Raw genomic sequence first — 15,242 nt, 5'->3', positions numbered from 1 at the left:
TCTTTTCTCAGCATGGCTGAATCTTTTATCTTTGTTGAATAAAACTTAAAAAATGGCCAATAATTTCATAGAGGGACTGAAGTGGAGAGGAATGATTCATGATGTTATGCCAGGGGCAGAAGAACATCTTTTGGAACAAATGCGTGCAGCTTATGTGGGTTTTGATCCTACAGCAGATTCTTTACACATCGGAAATTTGGTACCCATTATGCTGTTGGCACACTATCAGCGATGTGGACACAAACCCGTAGCTTTGGTTGGTGGTGCAACAGGAATGATTGGTGATCCCTCTGGGAAGTCTGCCGAACGAAATTTATTGGATGAAACGACTCTTCGTCACAATCAAGAAGCCATTAAAAAGCAACTAGCACACTTTTTAGATTTTGAAAGTAATCAACCCAATGCGGCACTAATGGTTAATAATTACGATTGGATGAAAGATTTTTCATTCTTAGATTTTATTCGTGATGTAGGCAAGCACATTACCGTCAACTATATGATGGCTAAAGATTCTGTAAAAAACAGAATTTCATCGGACAGTAATGAAGGGATGAGTTTTACAGAATTTACTTACCAGTTGGTTCAGGGGTACGATTTTTTACATTTATATCAAGCCCACAAGTGTACCATTCAGATGGGAGGAAGCGACCAATGGGGTAACATTACTACAGGTACAGAACTGATTAGACGTATTGGAAATGGTAAAGGATTTGCTATTACATGTCCATTGATCACTAAATCTGATGGTTCTAAATTTGGAAAAAGTGAGGGCGGAAATGTTTGGCTTGACCCTAAAAGAACGTCGCCTTATAAATTCTATCAATACTGGTTAAATTCCAGTGATGAAGATGCAGAAAAGTACATTAAAATCTTTACGTTTTTAGAAAAAGACGATATCGAAGCTCTAATAGATACCCATAAAGAACAACCGCATTTACGTCAACTTCAAAAACGGTTAGCACAAGAAATTACAACTATGGTGCATGGTGCGGAAGATTGTGAAAATGCCGAAAAAGCATCCCAAATTTTATACAGTAAAGCCTTTAAAGAAGATATTCAAACCTTGGATGAAACTACATTTCTAGATGTTTTTGAAGGTGTACCACAAGCCGATGTGTCTAAATCTAAAATTTTAGAGGGGTTAGACATGATTGCAGCGCTTTCGGCAGAAACAGGCTTTTTAGCGTCTAACGGAGAAGCACGACGTGCGTTGAAAGAAAATTCAATTGCGGTCAACAAAGAAAAAGTCAATGAACAGTACGCATTAAGCGCAGCAGATTTGATTAACGACACCTATGTCATCTTAAATCGAGGCAAGCGCAGTACCTTTATTATCCGTGCGGTTTAAAGCACCATCAAATTACATCCTCTAATATCCGATTGGTCAAAACGTCCAAGCACTTCAAAAGTGCCATTGGCATGAATTTTCCCTAAATCTTGTGTTGCAATAAATGCACAAGAATGTACATTGGCCAAATCAATAATGTTGATACCGCCTGATCTTCCTTTTGGTAATATAGTTAAAGCATCTTCTGGATCTCTAATGAGCACGTTCATCCAAGGCGGTGTAGAAAACAAGCCATCGCCTTTGGAATAGGCCTGTGCCAAAAGCTCAGTCATTCCATATTCGCTATGGATTGTATTGATCCCAAATCCTTTTTTTAATATGCTGTGTAATTCTGATTTAATCAATTCTTTTCGGCGGCCTTTCATACCGCCAGTTTCCATGATTATGGTATGTTTTAGTTCAAATTGATGAAATTCTACCAAGTCCAAAAGGGCATAGGACACACCAATAAGAAGTGTTTTTTGTCCCGACTTTTCAAGTGCGAGAAGTGTTTGTTTTAATGCGTCTAAATCATCCAAATAAAATCCACTTTTTGGGTGCTTGGATTCTTGAATCATATCCTCCACCATATAAACCAAAGAAGACCCTTCTCGTTCTAAATATGAGGGTAGTAGGGCCAAAACAGCATAATCTTCTATACGGCCATAAAAGTGCGCAAACCCTTTTTGAAAACTTGTTTTATAATGGTTGAGGTCGGCCACATGGTGTTGGCTTACCACACTGCCAGAAGTCCCACTACTGGTAAACGTCTGTTGAATTTCTTTTTTTGTTGAAAGAACTTTATGGGTTTTAAAAAACTCTATAGGCAGAAAAGGAATATCTTCTAATTTTTGGACAGCACTGGGGTGTTTGTACAAAAGATCACAAAAAGAGCGGTATACTGGATTTTCTTCAAATTGAAATTTGAATAGCTCAAGGGCTTTTTTGGTAAAAGCCGCTTCGGAATTGATATCGAAAATTGACCTGTTGTCCATTATTGTTCAAATGCACTACAAAAATAGAGAAAATAAAAAGAGCGTTGCCATAGCAACGCTCTTTTTAAAAAAGGTTTAAAATCAATTATTGAACAATCAACTTTTTAGTTGTAGTATTTTTGTTTTGCGTTAGTTTTACCACATAAACACCGGCATTCAAGTTTGAAACATCCATACGCTCAGTATTGACCGCAGTATTGATGACTTCTTTTCCAAGGAGATCAAAAACTTGGGCTTGTACTGCACCCATTTGGTTGGATTTGATGGTGACAAATCCACTATTTGTGGGGTTGGGATACATTTCAAAACTTAATATACCATAGTCATCTGTACTTAAGGCGCCCTGCACGTCACTCACATATCTTGGAAGTATTTGAAGATTTCCATCAAATTCAGCGGCTAATCCAATTACATAGTCAGATGCCGAAGGAATAGAAGCTCCTATGAGGTCTTCATCATTAAAGGTAACTCTTGCTGTTGTTGCATCTGTACCCTGAGAAATTGAGTAATTTTGGTTGTGAGCAAAAGCTCCAGTGTCTGAAAATGTGACGTTATTGAATCGAATGAGTTGACTTTCATAGAGATCAGCATTTGCTGCTAAAATGAAATCGGCAATAGTGATTGTTTGTGGTGTTATAGTATTTCCTGTAGAGGAAGCACTTGCAACATTTTCTGTTGGTAGAAATTGAGAAACTCCTGCATATCCACCAAGCTTACCTCTGAGGCCAGAAATACCGTCACCAATATTGAATTCAGTAGATAAAGTACCAGCAGAATCATCAATCAAAATTCCACCACTCTGATCTTGTATGTATTTTTGGTTTCTAGTATTATCAGTTACAATATAGGATATGAACGCCTCTCCAGAGAGTTCATAAAAATTCCCCTCTGTTCCAGCTCTTAGAGCAGCAATATCATTGACCTGAGTGTAGCTCCCTACACTAAAGGATACATTGTCTGTAGCAACAGTCGATCCACCGTCAACTAGATTAACAGTAACTGAATAAGTTGTGCCATCTGTAGTATTTATAGTGTAAGGGCTAGATACTCCCGAGGTTTCAGTACCATCAACAACTATATTTACAGAAGCTCCTGTTGGTGTATTATTAGTATTCCATGATACAGATACAGATGATGTCCCCGGATTAAATACATTATTATTTGAAGGAGAACTTATTGAAATCGTCGCTGTTGCTGAAGCGCCAATCCATGATCCAGGGTCGTAGTCATCAGGTGCACTTTGGGACGACGAACCATAATAATTTGTACAGCCAGTAGCACTTGAGCTTTTATCCCAAACATTCCATTCAGACTCGTCGAATACATTGTTAGAACTTGTAACTGATGCCGCACGTTCTGCCCTTCCATCTTCAAAACCATGACATGTATCGTTCCCATCTTCACCAGGAACGCCAAAAATATCAATAGTAGTATCGGTAGGATCGAAAATTGCAATTTGATCGTCTCCATTTGAGTCTGCTGCTCCACCACCTCCAGCCATTATGTCAGGAGCAAATCCATAAACGCTTTCAAAATTTGCGTTATTAGCAATTACTGCGAAGGCACCACTTGCTAGAGTCCCAACTGAGGAAAGATCTACCCCAGTTCCTTGTGGATCAGTATTACCATTTGTCCATCTGCGAAGCTCCCAATCTGTTAAATCCACGTCAGCATTACTGATGTTGTAGATTTCCACAAAACGCACAGTAGAACTGGAGTTAATTGGGTCTGAGATTTCTGTAATTATAATCTGCCCAAAAGACAGGTTTAAAGCAAAAAAAGTAAAAAGTAAAAAGTAAAAGTGTTTCATTGTAAATTTTTTAAAATTGATATTTTCAAATATAGTTTTTTTTGAGCAATTTTTCAAAAGAAAACACACTTAGCGATACCATTTAACAGAAATTTACATTTTACTTTGCAATGAATTAATGTATCCGTAAAAAAGGGGTGGGCGTATTATAAAGTTGTTAATTTTTTTGAAGGGATTATCGCTATGGTCAATCTAAACCTTATAAATTCTACGTTTAGCTTTGTGGTTTTTAGAGTAATAATGTTACCTCAGGTTTAAGTTAACGTTAATACTTGAATCATTTTTTTTAATTTGTATCATATTCAATATCTTTACAATGAATCTTAAATAAATAAATGAGCAATTCAAACGTTAAAATTCTTTTGGTTGATGATGAGCCCGATATTTTGGAAATCATCAGTTACAACCTCTCGGCACAGGGCTACAACGTATTTACGGCCAACAATGGACTACAAGCCATAAAAAAAGCCAAAAAAGAACAACCCCAACTCATCATTTTAGATGTCATGATGCCCGAAATGGACGGCATTGAGGCCTGTGAGCAGATCCGAAAAATTCCTGAGCTTCAACATACGCTCATCACCTTTCTTACAGCGCGTGGCGAAGATTATTCGCAAGTTGCAGGTTTTGAAGCTGGTGCAGATGATTACATTACCAAACCCATTAAACCAAAAGTCTTGGTCAGCAAAATCAAATCTTTGCTAAGACGCTTAAATACTAAAATCGATAGCCCATCCAAAGACCTTATTGAATTAGAAGATTTGATCATCGATAGAGAGGCCTACAAAATTATTTTTAAAGGAGAGGATGTCATTTTACCACGTAAAGAATTTGAATTGCTGTATTTGTTGGCATCAAAACCTGGAAAAGTCTTTAAACGCGAAGATATCCTTGATAAAATTTGGGGGAATGAAGTGGTTGTTGGTGGAAGAACGATTGATGTTCATATCCGTAAGCTCCGCGAAAAATTGGGTGATAAACGCTTCAAAACCATAAAAGGCGTTGGGTATAAGTTTCAAAGCAAATGAGTTCATCACTGAAAAAAACCTATAAATTTGCAGGCACTACAGCGCTGCTTTTGACGTTTTTTCTTACACTCTTTCTGAGTGTTTTTTTGTTTTACATTGATCAGTTCAACGGAAAACTCATTATTCTAAGTTCACTCTTTTGTTTTGTACTGTCTTTTATTCTGATTCAATACCGCGTCGATCGTTATATCTTCAAAAGAATTGAAAAAATTTACAATGATGTCATCTTTTTAGAATCTGAGACTGGGCCAGTGAACAGTGTACCCCTTTCTACGGATTTAGATTTTTTATCTAAAGAACTTAGCAAATACACACGACTAAAAAAAATGGAGTTAGAGTCTTTTCGTGCGCGCGAAGAATTCCGAAAGGAGTTTGTGGGTAATGTAGCCCATGAACTCAAAACGCCTTTATTTACGGTGCAAGGCTATATTGCTACATTGTTGGATGGGGCAATGGAGGATTCAGAGGTATTGGAAAAGTATTTAAAGAGAGCCGATAAAGGCGTCGATCGCTTAATCTATATTGTGAAAGATTTGGATATGATCACTAAGATAGAATTTGGTGATGCCAAATTGGAAAAAACAAATTTTGATATCTTAGAATTGATAAATAATGTCTTTGAACAATTGGAAATGAAAGCCAAAAAGAAAAACATCACGCTTTCATTGGACGAACTTTCGACCTGCTCAGTATATGTCCATGCCGATATGGAACGGATTCAACAAGTAGTCTCCAATCTTTTGGTCAATTCTATTAAATACGGCCATAACAATGGTACCACAGAAGTTAATGTAGAATCATTAAACAAAGACAAAGTCGTGGTACGCATTACCGACAATGGCGAAGGCATAGAGGAAGAACATATTCCACGTCTTTTTGAGCGGTTTTATAGAGTTGATAAAAGTGGTGCTCGTAGCGAAGGAGGTTCCGGACTTGGACTCGCTATTGTAAAACACATTATTGAAGCACATGAGGAGAAAATCTTTATTGAAAGCAAGTACGGTATAGGAAGTGAGTTTTCATTTACCCTCCAAAAACAGGAATAACTTCATTGTAATTTTCCTATTTTTGCTCAAAATTATCATCAGTGGGAAGCAAAAATAAACTCAAAAGATTTCGAGAAAATGAAACATTTCACAATGTACTTCAGCCCAAACGTGCGGATCTTGTGGATGCTATATTTCCATTTAAAGGAAAATGGGGTGCGGATTTTTTTAAAAACAACAATCCATTAGTTTTGGAACTGGGCTGTGGAAAGGGTGAATACACTGTCGGTCTAGCCAAGCGTTATCCCCACAAAAATTTTATTGGGATTGACATCAAAGGTGCGCGTTTTTGGCGTGGTGCCAAAACAGCAATAGAAGATCAACTCCCTAATGTAGCTTTTATTCGGGCACAAATTGAACTGATAGAACATTTGTTTGCTGAAAATGAAGTTGCTGAAATTTGGATTACTTTTCCCGACCCACAAATCAAGTACAAACGTACCAAACACCGTCTGACCAACGATGCGTTTTTGAAACGTTACAAACATATCCTAAACGATACTGGCGTTGTTCACCTCAAAACAGATAGTGAGTTTATGCATGGCTACACCCTTGGGTTGTTGCATGGCCGAGGCCATGAGGTGCAATATGCCAACCACGATGTGTATCATCAAGAAGGAAGTCCAGACGAAGTTACTGGCATTCAAACCTTTTATGAAACCACGTATTTAGAAAAAAACAAAGCAATTACTTATATTAGATTCAAAATCAATTAAATTTTGAGTAATACACTAATTTTTTTCATCAGTCTCTTGATTTCTTTTATTGGAGTTATTCCCCCAGGAATGCTCAATGTGTCTGCTGCTAAAATCAGTTTGAATGAAGGGCATAACAGAAGTTTTATGTTTTCTTTTGGGGTATGTGTTGTTGTAGCTATTCAAGTTTATATCGGTGTAGTTTTTGCTAAATATCTTAACCTTCATCCTGAGATTACGGTTATTTTGAAGCGGGTGGCCTTTGTCATTTTTTTGTTGGTTTCAGCCTATTTTTTCAACACGGCAAAATCGTCTACCTTGGCAATAGAACACCCTGTAAGAAGTAAACAAAGCCGTTTTTTTCAAGGAATATTTATGTCTGCACTGAATATTTTCCCCATTCCTTTTCAGGCCTATGTAGTCACTACGCTGCTGTCTTATGGTTGGATGAGTTTAGAAGCTACAACTATTGGAACCTATGTCTCTGGTGCAGTCATGGGAACATTTATGGCCTTGTATGTTTATATTTTGTTTTTTGACACTCTGAAAAACACAAAAATAGCCAGTCCAAAAAACATGAACTATTGCATTGGTGTTATCACTTTAGTCGTGGCAATTGCCACTTTGATTAATCTTCTAAGGCAGAATTAAGATGTCGGAATCTTTTAGTTTTTTTGAAAAATGTTATACAGTAGCACGTCAAATTCCATATGGGCGTGTCACAACTTATGGAGCCATTGCACGCCATTTGGCTTCGCCACAAAGCGCAAGAGCCGTGGGCTATGCAATGACCGCGTCTCACGCAAAAGACGTTCCCGCGCACCGAGTGGTCAACAGAACCGGATTGCTCACAGGCAAACATCATTTTGAGGGCATAAATTTGATGCAGCAACTTTTAGAAAATGAAGGAATTGAAGTCAAAAATAACCAAATTCAAAATTTTGAAATTGTATTTTGGGATCCATCAAAAGAACTTTAGTTTTTTTGACAAATCAAGCGTATATTTGTCCTTTAGAATAAGTCTAAATTATCCAGGTTGAAATTTACAAAACAAGACATACAAAACGCGTTGAAGACCCTTACTGTACCAGGAGAAGGTAAGAATATGATTGAAAGTCAGGCGGTTAAAAACATTGTTGTTTTTGGTGATGAAGTCGTTGTAGATATCACGATTTCCAATCCTAGCCTTCAGGCCAAAAAGCGTACCGAAGTGGACATCATGAAAACCATTCATGAGTTGGTATATTCCAAAGCCAAAATCCAAGTCAATGTGAAAGTTGAAGCGAATAAAGCGCCAAAAAATGAAATCAAGGGTAAACCCATCCCTGGGATCAAACACATCATCGCAATAGCGTCTGGTAAAGGCGGAGTTGGCAAGTCTACAATTACTTCGAATATGGCCGTTACATTGGCTAAAATGGGTTTTAAGGTTGGTGTTTTAGATGCCGATATTTATGGTCCTTCTATTCCTTTGATGTTTGATGTTGCGCTAGAACGACCATTGGCCGTACAAGTCAATGGTGCTTCTAAAATGCAACCTGTCGAAAATTATGGAGTCAAAATACTTTCGATTGGATTTTTTACCAAACCAAATCAAGCTGTAGTTTGGCGTGGTCCTATGGCTGCTAAAGCACTAAATCAAATGATTTTTGATGCTGCTTGGGGTGAATTAGATTTTTTATTGATTGATTTACCACCAGGAACAGGAGACATTCACTTGAGTATCATGCAGTCTTTACCCATTACTGGAGCTGTGGTTGTCAGTACTCCACAAAATGTTGCACTTGCTGATGCTAAAAAGGGAGTAGCTATGTTCCAACAAGAAAGCATCAATGTACCAGTATTGGGCATCATTGAAAATATGGCCTATTTTGTACCTGAGGAATTACCAGACCACAAATACTATATTTTCGGTCAAGAAGGAGCAAGACATCTAGCAAGTGATCTTGAGGTTTCATTTTTGGGCGAGATTCCCATTGTACAAAGTATTCGAGAAGCCGGCGATTTTGGTCGCCCGGCAGCCATGCAATCCAATACGCCATTAGAGTCTTCATTTAGAGAAATCACTCAAAATGTAGTTCAAGAGGTTGTTAGGCGTAACAAAAGTTTACCACCAACAGAAGCCATAAAAATTACAACAATGGCGGGTTGTAGTGCTGTAAAAAATTAAATAAAAATGATTATGAGTACAGAAGAATTGCAAAAAAATGTAGAGAAAGCATTGGATGAAATTCGTCCATTTCTTCAAAATGATGGAGGGAATATTAACCTCATTGCCATAGAAAATGATGAGGTGGTCAAAGTTCAACTCATTGGCGCGTGCTCTTCGTGTAGTGTCAATCAAATGACTTTAAAGTCTGGTGTAGAGATGACCATTAAAAAATATGCGCCTCAAATTCAATCTGTAATCAATATTGAAGCTTAGGATGATCAAAACAGATATTCTTATTATTGGCGCAGGGCCAACAGGGCTATTTGCTGTCTTTGAAGCAGGATTGCTCAAGCTTAAATGCCACCTAATAGATGCACTGCCTCAGCCCGGTGGCCAATGTTCTGAAATTTATCCCAAAAAACCAATCTACGATATTCCAGCCTATCCAGAAATTTTAGCTGGCGAACTTACAGAAAAATTATTAGAGCAATCTAAACAATTTGAACCTGGTCTCACCCTTGGTGAGCGTGCAGAAACTATTGAAAAGCAAAGCGATGGAACTTTCGTTGTAACAACCAACAAAGGGACACAGCATTGTGCGCCTGTCGTCGCAATTGCAGGAGGATTAGGGAGTTTTGAACCACGAAAGCCAGCCCTAGAAAATATTGAAAATTTTGAAGATAAAGGGGTGTCTTACATGATTAAAGATCCCGAAGTTTATCGCGATAAGCGTGTGGTTATTGCAGGTGGAGGGGATTCCGCATTGGACTGGTCAATTTTTTTAAGTGCCGTTGCTAAAGAAGTTACATTGATTCATAGAAGAACAGAATTTAGGGGCGCTTTAGATTCTGTTGACAAAGTGCAGGAACTTAAAAACAATGGGGTTATTAATTTGATTACGCCTGCTGAGGTTACGGGTCTTTTTGGTGCTGATTGTTTAGAATTTATAGAAGTCACAAAAACAGATGAAGCACCACAACGTATCAAAACAGATGCGTTTATTCCACTGTTTGGGCTATCCCCTAAACTGGGGCCAATTGCCAATTGGGGATTAGAAATCGAAAAAAATGCCATTAAAGTAAATAATGCATTAGATTATCAGACCAATATTCCAGGGGTTTTCGCCATTGGAGATGTGAATACCTATCCCGGAAAATTGAAATTGATTTTATGCGGTTTTCACGAAGCCACACTGATGTGCCAGGCAGCTTACAAAATCATCAATCCAGGAAAGCGTCTTGTGCTTAAATACACAACTGTAAGTGGTATTAATGGCTTTGATGGAACTCGCAAAGAAGCGCCCAAGAGTGTTGTAAAATCAATTAATTGATGTCTTCAGATATTCACATAAAAATTACAGACCGCAATGGAACAACTCATGCTGTTGAGGCGCCCACTGATATGGCTCTGAATTTGATGGAAGTTGTGCGCATGTACGAACTTGCTCCAGAAGGGACTATTGGCGTTTGTGGTGGTATGGCCATGTGTGCTTCCTGCCAATGTTATATCCACAGTACACACGATTTAGTTGATAAATCAGATGATGAAGAGGCCATGCTTAGCGAGGCGTTTCACGTCAAGCCAAATAGTCGATTAGGTTGTCAAATTCAAGTCTTTCCTGAGTTAGAAGGATTGGAAATTGAATTGGCTCCGGAAGAGTAAATTTATTCAATTTTTTCTATAGCAAATGGGAGTATGCGCTCAACAAATTTGGAGTACGCCAAGCTAGAAGGGTGTAGGTTATCTGAAGCAACCAAGTCAGGATTATTGAGCCCTTGTTGAGTAATGTCTGTGATATAAACATAAGTCAACCCGTTGGTGTTGCAATAATTTTGTGCGTAATTGTTGTAGGTCTCTAGCTCTGCTGAAATGGTTTCGGAGTTTGAATTTTGTCCAAATGGTGTGTAGGCGTAGTCGGGAATGGAAACGACAATGAGGTTTGATGCTTCGCCACCTACCAGAGAAATAGCGGTATCCACTAACTCAATAAACTCTGTTTGATATAATGAAAAAGGTTTATTTTGATATTGATTATTGACTCCTATGAGTAAAGTTACCAAGTCAAAATCTGCTGTTGGATTAGCGCTTGCTATGGCAGATTTTAAATTTGTAGTTGTCCAACCCGTTTGCGCGATGATTTCCAAAGAAAAAATATCCTGACTGTTAAAGTTTTCAATTAAGCTGTCTTTGAGTTGTTCTGGAAAACGACAACTTATACACACACTCTGCCCAATGGTATAGCTATCGCCTAAGGATAATAATTTGAATGTGCGCGGTACTTCATCGTCCTGTTCTTCTTCCTCTTCTTCCTCTTCTTCGTCTTCACCTCCAGCATAAGGGGCAACATATGGTATTTCAGCTTTTGTATTGCAGCTTAGGACAGACATGTTCAAAATAAATGACAGTCCAAAAAACAATACGAGAAGTTTATTATTTAAACGCATTAAGTCCTGTTATATCAAGTCCAGTAATGAGTAAGTGTATGTCGTGTGTACCCTCGTAAGTCACAACACTTTCTAAATTCATCATATGGCGCATAATACTGTATTCGCCTGTGATCCCCATTCCGCCAAGAATCTGTCGGGCTTCACGAGCAACCTTTAAGGCCATATCTACATTATTTCTTTTGGCCATAGAAATTTGTGCCGAAGTAGCTTTATCTTCATTTTTTAATTGTCCCAACCGGAAGGCCAACAATTGTGCTTTAGTGATTTCAGTAATCATTTCGGCCAATTTTTTCTGTTGCAGTTGAAAGCCTGCAATAGGTTTTCCAAATTGAACACGTTCTTTGGCATAACGCAAAGCGGTATCGTAGCAATCCATTGCTGCACCAATAGCACCCCATGCAATGCCATAGCGCGCAGAATCCAAACAACCAAGCGGTGCGCCTAATCCAGATTTGTTAGGTAATAAATTTCCTTTTGGAACTTTAACATCTTGAAAAATAAGCTCACCAGTTGCACTAGCTCTTAACGACCATTTGTTGTGTGTTTCTGGCGTAGAAAAGCCTTCCATACTCCGCTCAACAATAAGCCCATGAATACGGCCTTCTTCATTTTTTGCCCATACCACTGCAACATCGCAAAAAGGAGCGTTAGAGATCCATAGTTTTGCACCATTCAGCAAGTAATGGTCGCCCATATCTTTATAATTTGTGGTCATACCCCCAGGATTACTTCCGTGATTGGGTTCAGTAAGTCCAAAAGCACCCATAAATGCTCCTGAGGCGAGTTTTGGTAAATATTTTTGACGTTGTTCTTCATTACCATACTTCCAAATTGGATACATTACCAATGAAGATTGCACCGATGCGGTACTGCGAACTCCAGAATCGCCACGTTCAATTTCTTGCATAATCAGTCCATATGAAATTTGATCTAGACCTGCACCTCCATAGGTTTCTGGAATATAGGGCCCAAAGGCACCAATTTCTGCTAATCCTCCGATAATTTGTTTTGGAAATTCCGCTTTTTGCGCATAAGTTTCAATAATGGGTGAGACATCTCGCTTAACCCATTCTCGAGCAGCATCACGAACAAGCTTGTGTTCTTCGCTAAATAAATCGTCTAAATTGTAATAATCGGGTGCTTCAAAGAGGTCTGGTTTCATACAAAAAGTTTTTTATGTAATCATTTCATAGAAAAAACAACTAAAAATCAATTTTCTACACAACAAATTTACTTATAAATTTATTTAGTTTAGAATTTTAAATAAAATTCTTTTGTCATGCTTTTGTAGGCCTCACTATAGCTGTGGCGACCATCTTCAAGATACATTTCTTGGCGGTCCGTTTGTCGATTTTCAAATGAAAAGGCCATCAGGCAACGCTTGATTTCTCCTTGTTTTTCGCCACGAACATACAATATATTATGGCAAAACAACCCTTGCTCTTTGGCCAAACTACAAAACGTTTTTTCTGCACTGTAGGGGACAATAACACAAAATTGACCGTCGTCAAACAGTAATTTATCAACCGAAGCGATAAGGTGCTTAAAGGGCATAGCGTGTTCAAAACGCGCTCTATTTCGCGCATCGTTTTGTGTATGAAAAGGGTTGGTGTAAAATGGAGGATTCGATACAATAAGATCGTATTTGTCTTCGATTTCTTCTGTATATTCTTCTAGACTAGCGTGGTAGCAAAACAAACGATCGCCCCATGGTGATTGTTCAAAATTGGCTACACATTGCTCATAAGCTGAGGCATCAATTTCAAGCGCATCAATGAGTTCTGCGGCACTGCGTTGCGCAAGCATAAGGGCTAAAATCCCCGATCCTGCACCAATATCCAAAATTGCATTTGGCCGATGATCTACAGAAGCCCAAGCACCAAGTAAAACAGCATCTGTACCCACTTTCATTGCACACCGATCGTGTGCGACACTAAATTGTTTGAATTCAAATGCTTCCAAGGCCATTATTCGAGATATAAATCAATGAGTCCCGGTGGTGTGTTTACTGTGACTGTTTTATTAGTACGGTCAACACTAGAAATGATATCGTCATTTAAGGGAATTAAAATTTCTATACCGTTACGGTCTATTTCAAAAAGCACTTGAGCGCTGCTGTCATTAACCCCTGAAATGAGTCCAACTGAGCCAAAATTTTCATCAACGATATGAAAACCAATAATTTCGTGGTAATAAAATGTATTGCCTTCTAGTTTTGGCAATAAGGCTAGGGGAAGGTATACTTCTTTTTTAAGTAATTGTTCTGCGTCTATCTCTGAGGATACATCTTCAAATTTTAAGCGTAACAGATTGGATTTGTGCAGTTGTGATTTGTCAACAAAATAAGGAATCAAACTGTTGTTGATGTCCAAAAAAAGGGCGTCAAGGTGTTCGTAAAGCTCGGGTTGGTCTGTGTCAAGTTTCAGTAGTACTTCGCCTTTAAAGCTGTACTTTTTTACGATTTTTCCGAGGTAAAAACAATCTTCTTTTTTCATAAAAGTTCATAAAAAAACCTGACCAAAGTCAGGTTTTAAAGATATAAAAAATAAATGTTTTATTCTTCTTCGTTAGACGCTTCTGTTGTTTCTTCGGCAGTATCTTCAGTCGCTTCTTCCACTACTGGTGCAGCGGCAGCAATTCGCGCTTCATTAGCCGCTTTTTCTGCAGCAAATGCTTTTGCAGCTTCGGCGTCTTTAGCTTTTTGGAGATCCGATTTCTTAGCGTCAATTTTGGCTTGCTTTTCAGTTACCCAAGCTTGGAATTTTTCTTCTGCTTGTTCTTCCGTTAAAGCGCCTTTTTTCACTCCACCAGCAAGATGTTTTTTCAACATTACACCCTCGTGCGACAAAATTGTGCGTGTGGTGTCTGTGGGTTGTGCACCCTTTTCTAACCATTGTACTGCACCATCAACGTTGAGTTCAATCTGTGCAGGATTGGTGTTTGGGTTGTACGTTCCTAGTTTTTCAAGAAAACGGCCATCTCTTTTGGAGCGCGAATCTGCGGCAACAATCCAATAAAATGGTTTTCCTTTTTTTCCGTGTCTTTGTAATCTTAGTTTTACAGGCATAAAAATTAATTTGTGAGGTACTCGACCTCTGTTATTAATGAGCGGCAAATATACTATATTTTTTCAATACAAAAACATTCATTTATTTTTTATATTTTTGAAGTGTTATGTGGCCATGTTGTCCTCTATCTCATTTATTTTTTTTATGAAATACTTCTTATTTATTCTTTTACTTCCTTTAGCTTTTTTAAGTTGTCAGGACGATATACAAACCAGTTCGCCGACTTTTCAGGGGCTACAACAGGGCGATTTTGTATGGCGCTCTACTGTACGTACAGCTACTGTGCAAAGCTCTGGAGTGTTGAGTATTTCGGGTAGCGATGGTTACGGCACCATGATTATAAGCCTTCCAGAAGCTGCTGTCGGGGTCTACACTTTAGGTCAAGGTGAGCTATCAACAATCACTTTTACAGAAGGAATCACAACTTACTCTACTCAAAACAACGGTACAGAATTCCCCGTCTACTTAGGCGATGGGCAGGTTACTCTAGAGGAAGTAAATACTGTATCAAAAACGCTCAAAGGATCTTTCTATTTTAATTCGTACGACGATGAGGGTAGTAAGTATTTGAACTTTTCTGAAGGGGTGTTTTATAATTTGAGGTATATCGACTAACAATCTGTTTGTCCTTTAGGACTGAGTTTCTTTTTGGACATCCGTTTAAATTACATTAC

Annotated in this window: 18 protein-coding genes; 11 read left to right on the top strand and 7 right to left on the bottom strand. The window is 38.4% G+C overall.

The window, feature by feature from the left end; translation table 11 throughout:
• Positions 1-52: 52 nt before the first annotated feature.
• Positions 53-1,348 (top strand): tyrosine--tRNA ligase, encoded by a 1,296-nt coding sequence (gene tyrS / locus FORMA_RS02395; RefSeq protein ID WP_069674153.1) that lies wholly within the window; start codon positions 53-55, stop codon positions 1,346-1,348.
• On the opposite strand, the gene FORMA_RS02390 is transcribed toward tyrS, so the two are convergent.
• Complete coding sequence (locus FORMA_RS02390) at positions 1,345-2,322, bottom strand: LuxE/PaaK family acyltransferase (RefSeq protein ID WP_069674152.1); 978 nt, start codon at positions 2,320-2,322, stop codon at positions 1,345-1,347. The two genes, tyrS and FORMA_RS02390, sit on opposite strands and share 4 nt — an antisense overlap.
• 85 nt (positions 2,323-2,407) lie before the next feature.
• Positions 2,408-4,132: a T9SS type A sorting domain-containing protein gene (locus FORMA_RS02385; RefSeq protein WP_069674151.1), complete on the bottom strand. Its 1,725-nt coding sequence runs from the start codon at positions 4,130-4,132 to the stop codon at positions 2,408-2,410.
• 335 nt (positions 4,133-4,467) lie between these two features.
• Between FORMA_RS02385 and FORMA_RS02380 the strand changes: the two genes are divergently transcribed.
• From FORMA_RS02380 to FORMA_RS02340, 9 genes are read left to right on the top strand one after another with little or no spacing between them, the layout of a single operon-like run.
• Entirely contained in the window at positions 4,468-5,160 is a 693-nt protein-coding gene (locus tag FORMA_RS02380) for a response regulator transcription factor (protein WP_069674150.1), read from the top strand.
• Positions 5,157-6,206, top strand: a complete 1,050-nt coding sequence (locus FORMA_RS02375; RefSeq protein ID WP_069674149.1) for a sensor histidine kinase — start codon at positions 5,157-5,159, stop codon at positions 6,204-6,206. The genes FORMA_RS02380 and FORMA_RS02375 overlap by 4 nt, the downstream gene beginning before the upstream one ends.
• 41 nt (positions 6,207-6,247) lie before the next feature.
• The gene (gene trmB / locus FORMA_RS02370; protein ID WP_069674148.1) at positions 6,248-6,922 is read left to right on the top strand and encodes a tRNA (guanosine(46)-N7)-methyltransferase TrmB; all 675 of its coding nucleotides are present in this window, start codon (positions 6,248-6,250) and stop codon (positions 6,920-6,922) included.
• A 3-nt stretch (positions 6,923-6,925) separates the two neighbouring features.
• Positions 6,926-7,552 (top strand): LysE family translocator, encoded by a 627-nt coding sequence (locus tag FORMA_RS02365; RefSeq protein WP_069674147.1) that lies wholly within the window; start codon positions 6,926-6,928, stop codon positions 7,550-7,552.
• 1 nt (position 7,553) lies between these two features.
• Complete coding sequence (locus FORMA_RS02360) at positions 7,554-7,880, top strand: MGMT family protein (RefSeq protein WP_069674146.1); 327 nt, start codon at positions 7,554-7,556, stop codon at positions 7,878-7,880.
• Between the two features lie 57 nt (positions 7,881-7,937).
• On the top strand, positions 7,938-9,071 hold the full coding sequence (locus FORMA_RS02355) for an Mrp/NBP35 family ATP-binding protein (RefSeq protein ID WP_069674145.1): 1,134 nt from the start codon (positions 7,938-7,940) through the stop codon (positions 9,069-9,071).
• 12 nt (positions 9,072-9,083) lie between these two features.
• Positions 9,084-9,326 carry a NifU family protein gene (locus tag FORMA_RS02350; protein WP_069675418.1) on the top strand — a complete coding sequence of 81 codons (243 nt, stop codon included), beginning with the start codon at positions 9,084-9,086 and terminating at the stop codon, positions 9,324-9,326.
• Between the two features lies 1 nt (position 9,327).
• Positions 9,328-10,383: an NAD(P)/FAD-dependent oxidoreductase gene (locus FORMA_RS02345; RefSeq protein WP_069674144.1), complete on the top strand. Its 1,056-nt coding sequence runs from the start codon at positions 9,328-9,330 to the stop codon at positions 10,381-10,383.
• Positions 10,383-10,715, top strand: coding sequence for a 2Fe-2S iron-sulfur cluster-binding protein (locus tag FORMA_RS02340; protein WP_069674143.1), 333 nt, complete (start codon positions 10,383-10,385; stop codon positions 10,713-10,715). Before FORMA_RS02345 ends, FORMA_RS02340 begins: the two co-directional genes overlap by 1 nt.
• A 2-nt stretch (positions 10,716-10,717) precedes the next feature.
• Here the strand turns inward: FORMA_RS02340 and FORMA_RS02335 are convergent, their stop codons facing one another.
• From FORMA_RS02335 to FORMA_RS02315, 5 genes are all read right to left on the bottom strand, one after another.
• Positions 10,718-11,497, bottom strand: a complete 780-nt coding sequence (locus tag FORMA_RS02335; protein WP_069674142.1) for an SGNH/GDSL hydrolase family protein — start codon at positions 11,495-11,497, stop codon at positions 10,718-10,720.
• The gene (locus FORMA_RS02330; RefSeq protein ID WP_069674141.1) at positions 11,484-12,662 is read right to left on the bottom strand and encodes an acyl-CoA dehydrogenase family protein; all 1,179 of its coding nucleotides are present in this window, start codon (positions 12,660-12,662) and stop codon (positions 11,484-11,486) included. Before FORMA_RS02330 ends, FORMA_RS02335 begins: the two co-directional genes overlap by 14 nt.
• Before the next feature lie 89 nt (positions 12,663-12,751).
• Positions 12,752-13,468 carry a tRNA1(Val) (adenine(37)-N6)-methyltransferase gene (locus FORMA_RS02325; RefSeq protein ID WP_069674140.1) on the bottom strand — a complete coding sequence of 239 codons (717 nt, stop codon included), beginning with the start codon at positions 13,466-13,468 and terminating at the stop codon, positions 12,752-12,754.
• Positions 13,468-13,995 carry a ribosome maturation factor RimM gene (gene rimM / locus FORMA_RS02320; protein ID WP_069674139.1) on the bottom strand — a complete coding sequence of 176 codons (528 nt, stop codon included), beginning with the start codon at positions 13,993-13,995 and terminating at the stop codon, positions 13,468-13,470. The genes FORMA_RS02325 and rimM overlap by 1 nt, the downstream gene beginning before the upstream one ends.
• 59 nt (positions 13,996-14,054) lie before the next feature.
• Entirely contained in the window at positions 14,055-14,567 is a 513-nt protein-coding gene (locus FORMA_RS02315; RefSeq protein WP_069675417.1) for a 30S ribosomal protein S16, read from the bottom strand.
• Between the two features lie 145 nt (positions 14,568-14,712).
• Here FORMA_RS02315 and FORMA_RS02310 point away from each other — a divergent pair, with 145 nt between their 5' ends.
• The gene (locus FORMA_RS02310; RefSeq protein ID WP_157506015.1) at positions 14,713-15,183 is read left to right on the top strand and encodes a DUF6252 family protein; all 471 of its coding nucleotides are present in this window, start codon (positions 14,713-14,715) and stop codon (positions 15,181-15,183) included.
• Positions 15,184-15,242: the final 59 nt, after the last annotated feature.

Source organism: Formosa sp. Hel3_A1_48, from assembly GCF_001735715.1.
In the GTDB taxonomy this organism is placed as follows: Bacteria; Bacteroidota; Bacteroidia; order Flavobacteriales; family Flavobacteriaceae; genus UBA3537.
Note: the sequence above shows the minus strand (reverse complement) of the source record. Positions and strands in the feature narration are given on the sequence as shown.

Coding starts and splice junctions, on each gene's coding strand:
- FORMA_RS02375 (WP_069674149.1), top strand. CDS start 5,157: ATGAGTTCATCACTGAAAAAAACCTATAAATTTGCAGGCACTACAGCG.
- rimM (WP_069674139.1), bottom strand. CDS start 13,995: ATGAAAAAAGAAGATTGTTTTTACCTCGGAAAAATCGTAAAAAAGTAC.
- FORMA_RS02330 (WP_069674141.1), bottom strand. CDS start 12,662: ATGAAACCAGACCTCTTTGAAGCACCCGATTATTACAATTTAGACGAT.
- FORMA_RS02315 (WP_069675417.1), bottom strand. CDS start 14,567: ATGCCTGTAAAACTAAGATTACAAAGACACGGAAAAAAAGGAAAACCA.
- FORMA_RS02310 (WP_157506015.1), top strand. CDS start 14,713: ATGAAATACTTCTTATTTATTCTTTTACTTCCTTTAGCTTTTTTAAGT.
- FORMA_RS02390 (WP_069674152.1), bottom strand. CDS start 2,322: ATGGACAACAGGTCAATTTTCGATATCAATTCCGAAGCGGCTTTTACC.
- FORMA_RS02350 (WP_069675418.1), top strand. CDS start 9,084: ATGAGTACAGAAGAATTGCAAAAAAATGTAGAGAAAGCATTGGATGAA.
- FORMA_RS02380 (WP_069674150.1), top strand. CDS start 4,468: ATGAGCAATTCAAACGTTAAAATTCTTTTGGTTGATGATGAGCCCGAT.
- FORMA_RS02360 (WP_069674146.1), top strand. CDS start 7,554: ATGTCGGAATCTTTTAGTTTTTTTGAAAAATGTTATACAGTAGCACGT.
- FORMA_RS02385 (WP_069674151.1), bottom strand. CDS start 4,132: ATGAAACACTTTTACTTTTTACTTTTTACTTTTTTTGCTTTAAACCTG.
- tyrS (WP_069674153.1), top strand. CDS start 53: ATGGCCAATAATTTCATAGAGGGACTGAAGTGGAGAGGAATGATTCAT.
- FORMA_RS02340 (WP_069674143.1), top strand. CDS start 10,383: ATGTCTTCAGATATTCACATAAAAATTACAGACCGCAATGGAACAACT.
- FORMA_RS02345 (WP_069674144.1), top strand. CDS start 9,328: ATGATCAAAACAGATATTCTTATTATTGGCGCAGGGCCAACAGGGCTA.
- FORMA_RS02325 (WP_069674140.1), bottom strand. CDS start 13,468: ATGGCCTTGGAAGCATTTGAATTCAAACAATTTAGTGTCGCACACGAT.
- FORMA_RS02335 (WP_069674142.1), bottom strand. CDS start 11,497: ATGCGTTTAAATAATAAACTTCTCGTATTGTTTTTTGGACTGTCATTT.